Consider the following 10,000-nt stretch of genomic DNA (forward strand, 5'->3'; position numbering starts at 1 on the left):
TTGTTCCAACTGGCTGGCAGCGTCACTGACTGCACTGGCCAACTGATTGATATTTTCTACACTTTTTTGCAAGCGCTGATCAGCTGTACTACAGGCATCTGCGGTATGCACTATGCTATGACTAATTTGTTGCAGATTATCTGTCAGTTGACCACTGGTATCGGCCAACCCTGAGGCCGCGCTGCCAATTTGGCCACAGTCGTCGCCACTGTGTTTGATGTCTTTTATTAAACCGTCTATATAAAAGGACACTTCAGCTGCACCTATCGCCATTTTAGAGGTGGCCTCAGTAATATGATGGGCGCTATCGGCCAGAGCACTGGGTTCGTGCCGGATTTGCACTTCAACTGGTTTACGGCCAGTCCAGAGCAGGAAACCTGTGATGGCGAACAGATTAAGCAGAAGTAATAACCAGTTATTCCACCCCAGCCAGAGATACAGAGCCTGGGCCGCTAGCCAGCTCAAAACAAAAACCACTGCAGCACGTACATTTTCCATAACGACTTCCCATTCGACAAAAGGCCTGAAGGCCACATGGCAGAAGAAAAACTCCAGAATTTACAACTCTGTAGCAATTAGCTTCTGGCAGTGTTTCTTTTAAGTCCGCAACTGTCAAACCATCATCGGGGGAATGCGACTAAAGTCTAGGTCCCTTTGGTTTATACCCGTCGCCCTGAAAGCTGCAGCTTTGTTGCCATCACCGCAGTCACATAGTTTTACTATGCTCCAGGCGTCTCTCGGACTTGTCGCCTCACTGCATCTTCAAGTAACCAGGGTATATATGCCGCTATTGTCTGACAGGAAAGCCGCTTTCAGACCAAGCCTGCATACCACCAGCTATGGAGTATAGGTCACGAAATCCCATACGTTGCAGCGATTCGGCAGCCAGCGCAGACCGGGCGCCAGAACGGCAAATTAAATACAGAGGCTGACTCGCCAATTCAGTCAGAGCCAGCACTGGGTCTCTGTGCTCTGCAACAGCAGGATGTAGTGGCAACTGCATTTCCAGCACACCACGGGGCATATTCACAGCAGTCGGAATATGACCTGTAGCAAATTCTGCAGGTTCACGCACATCAATAATGCGCGCCTGACCGGTTTTTAATAACACGGCCAACTGCTGCACTGACAGTTCCTGAATTTTGGCTTTGGCTTCAACAACAAGCATGGGTCCGGTTTTCATAAAGTGAGTCCTTTGGAAGAAGTTGCATGTACTATAGCTCGAAAAAGCAGCAGCATTGAATGACCTAAGGTGAACAATACGTAGGGTTTTATCCTCTTTCAGGCTTGATACAAAGCCAGTTTATAGCTCAAGACTGTCTAACCAGTTTAAAAAAGTCCTCACTTTAATGCTGACCATTCGGCCTGAAGCATGCAGCGCCCATAAATCCAAAGCAGGCAGTGTCCAATCATCCAGCACTCTGACTAATTCGCCTTTTTCAAGTTCGGCCCCCACCATCCAACCCGAGGCTATAGCCAACCCCATGCCAGACAATACGGCTTCTCTTAGTCCTTCGGCAGCGCTGACCTGGAGCCGTGATTGGACATGGACCGAGGTTTGTGTGGTACCCTGCTTAAATTGCCATTCTCTTGCGTTACTACCCTGCCCATAGACAATCACATCATGCTCAAGCAGCTCTGCTGGTGTTGCCGGTTTTCCCTTTTTCGCTAAATAGCCTGGACTGGCGACAACATACCTTTGCGCTGTGGCAAGCTTTCTGGCCGTTAAATTTGAATCCGCTAGCGTTCCAGTACGCAAGGACAGATCTATTTTTTCGGCGATCAGATCAATATACCGATCATCCATCAGCAGTTCTATCTGCAAATTCGGATGCTGCTCCATAAACAAGTGCAACCTGGGTACCAAATGAAGACGCCCAAAGGTGACAGGCACGCTGATGCGTAAACGTCCGTACAAACCAGCAGCACCACGAGCGGCACTTTCTGCTTCTTCCGCCAGCGCAACCACCTGTGCGGCGTTTTCATAGAAGGCCTGACCCGCTTCCGTAATGGTTAAACGCCTGGTCGATCGCAGTAATAATCTGACGCCAAGATGCTGTTCCAAAGCTTCAACAGTTTTTGAGATAGCGGGCTGGCCAAGGCCTAAATCACGCGCTACTGCCGAAAAAGAGCCTGTTTCCACCACTCTGGAAAATACCGTCATCGCCCGCAACATATCCATAATTACCCTCCTTTAAGGAATAAATATTATAGCCTACAGCCATCTTATTTAACTTATAGGAATTAATTAAAGTTTACTCCGTCAGCAACCTAACCAAAACCAACGGAGTTTTACCATGACTAACAACAACTTTGTTTTATATAGCATCGACAACGCACCAGCTGCATCCGCCAATATTTTAACCGCAGTACAAAATACCTGGGGCTTCGTGCCAAACCTGCACAAAGTGATGGCGGCAAGCCCGGCAGCCATCGAAGCCTACAGCACATTGTGGACCCTGGCTGAACGCACAAGCTTTTCAGCCGTTGAACGTAATATCGCTTATCTGGCCATTATTTATGAAAACGAATGTGACTACTGCATGGCTGGCCACACAAATCTGTCAAAAATGGCAGGTGTGGATGCGCAGCACATCACTGCAGTTCGTGAAGGAAAAGTCATAGCAGACACTAAGCTGGAAGCCTTGCGCCAATTTGCAGCACTGATCACCAAAAACCGTGGTTTTGTCACAGAACAACAGGTTGAAGCTTTCAAAGCTGCAGGTTACAGCAATGAGTCCGTACTGGATCTGCTGGTACTGGCAGCCACTAAGTTGCTCTCCAATTACACCAATCATCTGGCTCGTACCCCTTTAGATAGCTTTATGAAAGGCGCTGAATGGCAAGTACCAGCCGCCAAATAACTAGTTCTCTGGTCCAAACAACTTTAATCACAAAAATTAGCATTGGCCGCCTTATGACAGTGCGGCCCTGTCAATCTAATGAGGTCATTCATTATGTCACTTAGCACTGAGTTAAACGCATTTCGGGCTGAATTTATGGAAAAAGTCCCGACCGCTATTCGTGAAGCTATGACAACAGCAGATTTAGCACTGGCAGCAAGCGGAATTACTGAGCGCGCGCTAAAAGCAGGCGCAATGGCTCCGGACTTTATCCTGCCGGATGTGCACGGCAACAAGGTGCAGTTATCTACTTTGTTAGCAAAAGGCCCGGTGGTAGTGAGTTTTTACCGTGGCGGCTGGTGCCCTTATTGCAATCTGGAATTAAGAGCACTGCAACAGGTACTGCCGCAACTTCAGCAGCTCGGCGCAAACCTGGTGGCTATTTCTCCACAAAGGCCGGATGAAAGTCTGTCTACAGCTGAGAAAAACGCTTTGAGCTTCCCGGTTTTGAGCGATTTATCCTCCTCTGTTGCCAGCAGTTTTGGCATCACTTTTGATTTAGCGGAAGAGCTTCGACCAATTTATACCGAGTTTAATCATCCACTACCGCAGAAAAATGGAGTTGATAGCTGGGTGTTACCACTACCTGCAACTTATGTCATAGACAAAAAGGGAAAAATCTTATTGTCCTTTGTAGATATTGATTATCGCAACAGACTGGAGCCTTCCGAAGTGATCACAGCCTTGAGCTCTGGCCTGGCTGCCCTATCCGAAGGGGAGCAAGCATGATTGATCTCTATGCTTTTGCCACACCAAACAGCATTAAAGTATTGATAATGTTGGAGGAGCTTGGCCTTGATTATCAGTTACATAGTGTGAACATTCGCCAGGGACAACAAAAACTACCGTCATTTTTACAGCTCAATCCCAATGCAAAGGTGCCTGTAATAGTTGACCACGACAACGTAGATACTGCGCTGGTATTGACAGAAAGTGCCGCTATTTTGCTTTACCTGGCAGAAAAAACCGGACTTTTGTTACCCACGGATCCGGCCTTAAGAGCCAGGCTGTTCGAACATCTTTTTTTACATGCATCAGGACTGAGTCCGGCTTTTGGACAGTCCGGCTATTTCCTGCGACTAGCGCCTGCACCTATTGAGCATGCCATACAAAGATTCAGCGGCGAAGCACACCGTTTAACTGGCTTGCTTGACCAGGGTCTTGCTGGCAAAGAATTTATGCTGGGTTCAGAGCTGAGTATTGCAGATATTGCACATTTTGGCTGGTTCTGGCGCAGCGAATTTGCCGGTATTTCGCTCAAAGATTTCTCCAATCTTGAGCTTTGGTATAACAGGTTGTCAGAGCGACCGGCTGTTATCCGGGCTATAGAAAAAATCAACTCCATTGCCGCCAGTCAGGAGAGACCCAATGCATAAAACCATTGTGATCACAGGTGCTTCGAAAGGCATTGGACTGGCGAGCGCCAGGTTATTAGCTCAGCAAGGCTGGCAGGTGCTGGGGGTCGCCCGTAAAGCCCCCACGGATTTTCCAGGCGAATTTATTGAATGCGACTTGGCCAATGCAGCAGAAATAACCACTCTTGCACAGTCTCTGGCTCAACAACCACAAGTGGTGGCTATAGTGAATAATCTCGGCCTGGTTCGACATGAAACTATTGAAGAGGTCAGTTACTCCTCTTTTCAGCAACTGATGGACTTTAATATCCGCCCTGCTTTGGTGCTTACGCAGACTATTTTACCTGCCATGCGCAAAGCACAATTCGGCCGTATTATTAATATCAGCAGTCTGGTGACAAAAGGACTGCCTTACCGCACCAGTTATGCAGCAGCAAAAACTGCGCTGGAGAGTGTAACCCGCTCTATGGCCATCGAACTGGCGATAGATGGTATTTCTGCAAATGCTGTAGCTCCGGGCCCTACAGAAACTGAGTTATTCCGACACAACAACCCAAAAGGCAGCGAAAGAGAAGCGAGCTATTTGTCGCAGGTCCCTATGGCAAGGCTTGCAAATCCAAATGAAATTGCTGCGGCCATAGCTTTTTTAGCCTCGGATTTCGCAGGTTTTATCACAGGGCAAACTCTGTTTGTGGATGGTGGTGCAAGTTTGGGCAAAATTTAAGCCGGGCAGATCCTACTGCTAAGGCGACTCAGTGGGCAGCAAAACAAGGAAAATCACTTATTCAATTAAAGTTGTTACTTTTGCCCAGTTAATCTTGATTATTGCTGCCATACTGAAAAAAGCTTCGGGTTTATCAGACTAAACTGAGAAGTATCAGAAAAACTGCCTCTGCTTCATACAGGCGGTTTTTCAGCCACCCAATGAAGAGGATAGGATGCTTTATGGGTAATGAAGATGAACTGAAAAAGCTGCATCAGCATGACAGAATAAATTTATTATATTCAAATAGTTATGCTGGAATGTTTATTTCGATGATAGCCTCAGGTGCGCTGGCATTTGGCTTTTTGCAACCCGCAAATCGAACTGAAAAAATATACTGGTGGCTACTGATGAATGCCTTGCTACTGCTAAGGCTCACAGACGCTATAGTCTGGGCGCGTAAAGTGCGGCAAGGCTTGAGGGGCAAAAAAACAGATTTGCTCAGATTTTCGGCCGGAGCTATCAGCACAGCCGTCTTATGGTGTTTCTATTGCCTGTACTTTTATGCTGGTTTTGATTTAAGCGAATTAACCACCAGTATTATCATTGTCTCAGCTATGGCTGGTGGAGCTGTCAATATTTTGTCCGGCGACAAAACAACATCCGTGACCTATTCCATGCTGCTACTTTTGCCATTTTCGGCGTTATTGCTGTCTTCTTCTGAGTATTACCACAATTTGCTTGGCGGTTTGGGAGTGTTTTTTTCATTGGTGATGGTAGTGTCGGCCATCAAATCCGCAGACTTCACGCTGAAATCAATTGAGTTGCGCCATCAGAACAATTTATTGCTGGAGAATATGGAAGAACAAGTGGTGGCCAGAACCAGGCAAATTTACGATTTGTCCAATCTGGACGCTTTAACCCGGTTATTTAACAGAACCGCCTTTTTGTCTCATGTGCGTGAGATCAAACAAAGCTCAATCCGACAAAACAAGGGCTTTTCCATTTTGTTTATCGACTTAGACGGTTTTAAACGAGTCAATGACAATATAGGTCACAGTGTAGGAGATGAAGTTCTGTTACTGACAGCTCAACGCATTAAAGCCTGCTGTAGCGAAGCCATGACATTATGTCGCTGGGGTGGGGACGAATTTCTGGTTTGTGTCCCAAGCAATAATACCGAACTACTGGTGAAGTTATGTGGTCATTTAGTCGAACATATTTCTGATGCGATGGATATCAAAGGACACAGGATCAAAATCAGCGCCACCATAGGTATAGCGCTTTACCCGGACCATAGTAAAGACGAGCAGGAACTGATCCAATTGGCGGATATGGCCATGTACAACCAAAAATCCAGCCTGTCCCAACGCTGGTCCTTTTTCGATGATCAACTCGCCAGCCAAATGAAAAGAGAAAACTTTCTGCGCAGCAGGCTAGATACAGCGCTGGAAAATGAAGAGTTTCGTCTGGTGTTTCATCCTATAGTGCGGGCATCGGATTCCACTGTTGTCGCTTTTGAAGCTTTGTTACGCTGGCAATTGGATGGTGAAAATGTAACTCCGGATGAATTTATCAGCCTGGCAGAACAAACAGGACACATACGGCAGATTGGCTACTGGGTGTTACATAAGTCTTGTCTGGAGAGCAAAAAACTGGCTGAGCTTTATGGAGCTATTTCCGTCTGCGTTAATGTGTCTGTCGTACAGTTTCAGGATCCGGGTTTTGCCATCACTGTCGAAGACATGATTAGGCATTACGCGGTTGATGCCCGTTTCCTTCATATTGAAATTACTGAATCCGTGTTTTCCGGCGATAAAGACAATTTGTTTTTCACCATAAAACACCTGCAAAGCCTTGGTATTAAAGTCTCTATCGATGACTTCGGCACTGGTTATTCGTCCTTGTCTGCTATGCAGGACTTGAATGTGAACATAGTAAAAATCGATAAATCTTTTATCGACAAACTGGATGTGAACGGCATGGCGATTGTTACAGCTGTGATGAGTATCTCCGCCAATATGGGCTACAAAGTAGTAGCAGAAGGAGTAGAAACCGCTGAACAAGCAGAGAAACTGACAAAAGCCGGAGTGCATTTTTTGCAGGGCTACTTGTATGAACGACCTCTGGAAATGCATCAGGTAAACAGCTTTATTCAAAAAAACAGGAGCAGTACGACTTATTCTGCCCCGACTTGACGTGAAAAACTAAAGTCAGATTAAGTCCTAAGGGATCTGCACATTACAATCCGGGCCTGAACCGCCAGGGATCCAGGTCCAACGTGTTTCGTTGCGACAGTTGTAACGCTCTGTGGTGCGCTCTTCCCGGTAAGTATGAACAGCTTCGTTCAGGTAATATCCTTGCTTTTTACCACACTGAGCAAAAGAGATATGGCCTTCCACTGTCTGAGTCACCGTATGGTTTTCATAAGGTAAGCTGATGTAAATACATTGGGTGACAGGTTTTTGTACTATCACAGTGCGTTCGTCACAGACCTCAACCTGAGATTCCGCCCAGTATCCACATTGTTGTTGCGCGACGGCAGCTGTCGCAGTAAAGGCCAACATCACCACTAATTTTTTTAACATCCTGATTCTCCTATTGATGATTTAGTTGCACTTTAAGGTGCAAAAGTTAAATTAACATCAATAAAAAGAAAGTAAACAGTATTTTATTTACAAATTTACCTAAATAAACCATTTCAGGGAGTAATGCCTATGCTGGCCGCAACTATATTGGCCAGTTTAGCGCGCAGGTCCGTGATAGAGCTGCCACTGGTGGGGTGAACTCTGTTGGATAAGATGATGAGATAGGTCTGACTTGCTAAGTCTATCCAGATACTGGTGCCGGTAAAGCCAGTATGACCAAAAGAGCCATGGTGGAATAAATCACCTTTAGCTGCTGAATAAAGAGTATTCATATCCCAACCTAAAGCCCGGCTTTGCTGACCTATAAACACAGGAGTTAATAATCGACGCACTGACAGTGGCGATAGCAGTCTTTGGCCTTTTAATTCGCCCTCGTTTAGCAGCATTTGCGCAAATAAGGCCAAATCATCTGCAGTGCCAAAAACTCCGGCATGGCCAGCTACACCTCCTAAACGCAAGGCTGTTGGATCATGCACCACAGCGTGCAAATAAGGCTGGTTATAGTTTGGTAACAACTTTTGATAATCCGGGTCCCCTTTCAGATGTTCAGTTGGCGCTATTCTGAGCAGATAAGCAGCGTCCTGAGAAGGTTTATCCAGAGGCAAATAACGGCTATCTTTCATCTTTAATGGCTTAAAAATGCGTTGCTCTGCCAATAACTCCAGAGGCTGTTTTGTAATGTGCTCCACCACCAGTCCCAACAAAATAAAGCCTATATCTGAATAGACAAACTGCTGATCCGGCTTGGTTGTTAACTGCAGTTTTGCCAGTTGTTGCGCTAATCCCGTTTTGCCTTGCCAGAATTCGTGCCGATCAAAACCATCAGCTAAGCCAGAGGTATGGCTAAGCAATTGTAAAACAGTGATTTTTTTAACTTCAGCATTGGTGAGCTGATGCAAATACTTGCCAACAGGGTCTGTTAAACGCAATTCGCCCTGCTCGACCAGTTGCATGATTAAGGTTGTTGTTACCAAAGGTTTGGTTAACGAAGCTAAATCAAACACAGTATCTGTTGTTGTCACCGATGCTGCGGGCGAATAAGTTTTAAAGCCAAACGCCTTGCGGTACAGAACCTGTTCGCCACGCCCCACCAATACCACAGCACCTGGTAATTGCTTATCAGCTATCGCCTTTTCAACCAAGGGCGCTATGCGATCATAAGGCTCAGTGGCCAGAGCGGCAAAGCTGACACAATAGATCAGGGAAAATAATATGCATTTAATTTTCATAAGTTTTTTCCCGTTATTTAGCCTGAGTAATTAACCTTGCAGCGAGGCGAGAACGCGCAGTCAACAAAGCTGCGGCGTTAAGTACAAAATCAACCTGCCCAAAGTAATTAGCGTTGCAGCGAGGCGACAAGTGTTCGAGACCCCAGGAGCATAGTAACCTATGTGACTGGGGCGAGAACGCGCAGTCAACAAAGCTGCGGCGTTAAGTACAAAATCAACCTGCCCAAAGTAATTAGCGTTGCAGCGAGACGACAAGTGTTCGAGACCCCAGGAGCATAGTAACCTATGTGACTGGGGCGAGAACGCGCAGTCAACAAAGCTGCGGCGTTAAGTACGAAGGGCAGACTAATCTTCGCTAAAAAGCGCCAATAGATCCTGCGCTTCACCCTGCCAGATATGGCTTTGGCCCAGACTGAAAATCTGGTCAGCCAAACCTTGTTTAAATTGCTGTAACTGCTGCACTTTCTCTTCCACAGTTTTGCTGATAATCAGCTTATACACAAAGACCTGCTTATCCTGGCCTATCCGATAAGCGCGGTCTGTCGCCTGATTTTCCGCAGCCGGATTCCACCATGGGTCATAGTGAATAACTGTATCAGCTGCGGTCAGGTTTAAGCCTGTGCCACCTGCTTTTAAGCTGATTAAAAACACAGAGTTATCACCCTGTTGGAACTCGTCAATTTGTTCCTGCCGTTTTTTCGTCTGGCCTGTCAGCTTACTGTAGCTGATATCCATATACTGCAGTTCTTGTTCTATCAGGCTCAGCATGCTGGAGAACTGGCTGAAGATCAGCACCTTACGGCCTTCTTCGACCATCTCAGGCAAGGTATCGCGCAACCATTGCAATTTAGCATTATTCTGCACCAGCTGTGCCTGTTCTATCGGCAATAAGCGTGCATCACAACAGGCCTGACGTAGTTTTAACAGTGCGTCCAGATACTCGATCTGGCTGGCGGCGACACCTTTACGCAAAAACAATTCCCGTACTTTGGTCTCCATGATTAAACGGATGCTTTCGTACAAGTTGCGCTGATCCGACTCCATATCGAGCAGTTGCAAAATTTCGGTTTTATCCGGTAACTCTGTCGCGACCTGCTTTTTGGTGCGGCGTAACATAAAAGGCGCAATACGCTGACGCAATGCCTGTGCCCTTTCTGCATCG

General features: G+C 46.4%; 10 protein-coding genes and 1 pseudogene. 5 read left to right on the plus strand and 6 right to left on the minus strand.

The features are described 5' to 3' along the window. From LDL40_RS11035 to LDL40_RS11045, 3 genes and pseudogenes are all read right to left on the minus strand, one after another. Positions 1-498: pseudogene (locus LDL40_RS11035) on the minus strand (methyl-accepting chemotaxis protein); the annotation flags it as partial. A gap of 289 nt (positions 499-787) precedes the next feature. Next, positions 788-1,183, minus strand: a complete 396-nt coding sequence (locus LDL40_RS11040; protein WP_300995420.1) for a rhodanese-like domain-containing protein — start codon at positions 1,181-1,183, stop codon at positions 788-790. A gap of 120 nt (positions 1,184-1,303) precedes the next feature. Further along, positions 1,304-2,182, minus strand: coding sequence for a LysR family transcriptional regulator (locus LDL40_RS11045; protein WP_300995421.1), 879 nt, complete (start codon positions 2,180-2,182; stop codon positions 1,304-1,306). 115 nt (positions 2,183-2,297) lie between these two features. On the opposite strand from LDL40_RS11045, the gene LDL40_RS11050 reads away from it, so the two are divergent. The 5 genes from LDL40_RS11050 to LDL40_RS11070 all read left to right on the plus strand — a co-directional run bounded on the left by LDL40_RS11050 (position 2,298) and on the right by LDL40_RS11070 (position 7,159). Next, a complete protein-coding gene (locus LDL40_RS11050; RefSeq protein WP_300995422.1) occupies positions 2,298-2,864 on the plus strand; it encodes a carboxymuconolactone decarboxylase family protein in 567 nt (188 codons plus the stop codon). Between the two features lie 93 nt (positions 2,865-2,957). Further along, on the plus strand, positions 2,958-3,632 hold the full coding sequence (locus LDL40_RS11055) for a peroxiredoxin-like family protein (RefSeq protein ID WP_300995423.1): 675 nt from the start codon (positions 2,958-2,960) through the stop codon (positions 3,630-3,632). After that, positions 3,629-4,279, plus strand: coding sequence for a glutathione S-transferase N-terminal domain-containing protein (locus tag LDL40_RS11060; RefSeq protein ID WP_300995425.1), 651 nt, complete (start codon positions 3,629-3,631; stop codon positions 4,277-4,279). The genes LDL40_RS11055 and LDL40_RS11060 overlap by 4 nt, the downstream gene beginning before the upstream one ends. Next, positions 4,272-4,982 (plus strand): SDR family oxidoreductase, encoded by a 711-nt coding sequence (locus LDL40_RS11065; protein ID WP_300995426.1) that lies wholly within the window; start codon positions 4,272-4,274, stop codon positions 4,980-4,982. Before LDL40_RS11060 ends, LDL40_RS11065 begins: the two co-directional genes overlap by 8 nt. A 221-nt stretch (positions 4,983-5,203) precedes the next feature. Then, positions 5,204-7,159, plus strand: coding sequence for a bifunctional diguanylate cyclase/phosphodiesterase (locus tag LDL40_RS11070; RefSeq protein ID WP_300995427.1), 1,956 nt, complete (start codon positions 5,204-5,206; stop codon positions 7,157-7,159). Positions 7,160-7,186: 27 nt separating this feature from the next. Here the strand turns inward: LDL40_RS11070 and LDL40_RS11075 are convergent, their stop codons facing one another. From LDL40_RS11075 to LDL40_RS11085, 3 genes are all read right to left on the minus strand, one after another. Continuing rightward, complete coding sequence (locus LDL40_RS11075) at positions 7,187-7,549, minus strand: hypothetical protein (protein WP_300995429.1); 363 nt, start codon at positions 7,547-7,549, stop codon at positions 7,187-7,189. A 113-nt stretch (positions 7,550-7,662) separates the two neighbouring features. Beyond that, complete coding sequence (locus tag LDL40_RS11080) at positions 7,663-8,838, minus strand: serine hydrolase (RefSeq protein ID WP_300995430.1); 1,176 nt, start codon at positions 8,836-8,838, stop codon at positions 7,663-7,665. A gap of 345 nt (positions 8,839-9,183) precedes the next feature. Continuing rightward, the coding region (locus LDL40_RS11085) for a DEAD/DEAH box helicase (protein ID WP_300995432.1) at positions 9,184-10,000 on the minus strand (817 nt) is incomplete at its 5' end.

The sequence above is a fragment of the Rheinheimera sp. genome (assembly GCF_020217005.1).
GTDB lineage: Bacteria > Pseudomonadota > Gammaproteobacteria > Enterobacterales > Alteromonadaceae > Pararheinheimera.

What these genes read in the sequence shown, in the direction of transcription:
- LDL40_RS11070 (WP_300995427.1), top strand. Translation starts at nt 5,204, where the DNA reads ATGGGTAATGAAGATGAACTGAAAAAGCTGCATCAGCATGACAGAATA.
- LDL40_RS11065 (WP_300995426.1), top strand. Translation starts at nt 4,272, where the DNA reads ATGCATAAAACCATTGTGATCACAGGTGCTTCGAAAGGCATTGGACTG.
- LDL40_RS11055 (WP_300995423.1), top strand. Translation starts at nt 2,958, where the DNA reads ATGTCACTTAGCACTGAGTTAAACGCATTTCGGGCTGAATTTATGGAA.
- LDL40_RS11050 (WP_300995422.1), top strand. Translation starts at nt 2,298, where the DNA reads ATGACTAACAACAACTTTGTTTTATATAGCATCGACAACGCACCAGCT.
- LDL40_RS11045 (WP_300995421.1), bottom strand. Translation starts at nt 2,182, where the DNA reads ATGGATATGTTGCGGGCGATGACGGTATTTTCCAGAGTGGTGGAAACA.
- LDL40_RS11040 (WP_300995420.1), bottom strand. Translation starts at nt 1,183, where the DNA reads ATGAAAACCGGACCCATGCTTGTTGTTGAAGCCAAAGCCAAAATTCAG.
- LDL40_RS11075 (WP_300995429.1), bottom strand. Translation starts at nt 7,549, where the DNA reads ATGTTAAAAAAATTAGTGGTGATGTTGGCCTTTACTGCGACAGCTGCC.
- LDL40_RS11060 (WP_300995425.1), top strand. Translation starts at nt 3,629, where the DNA reads ATGATTGATCTCTATGCTTTTGCCACACCAAACAGCATTAAAGTATTG.
- LDL40_RS11080 (WP_300995430.1), bottom strand. Translation starts at nt 8,838, where the DNA reads ATGAAAATTAAATGCATATTATTTTCCCTGATCTATTGTGTCAGCTTT.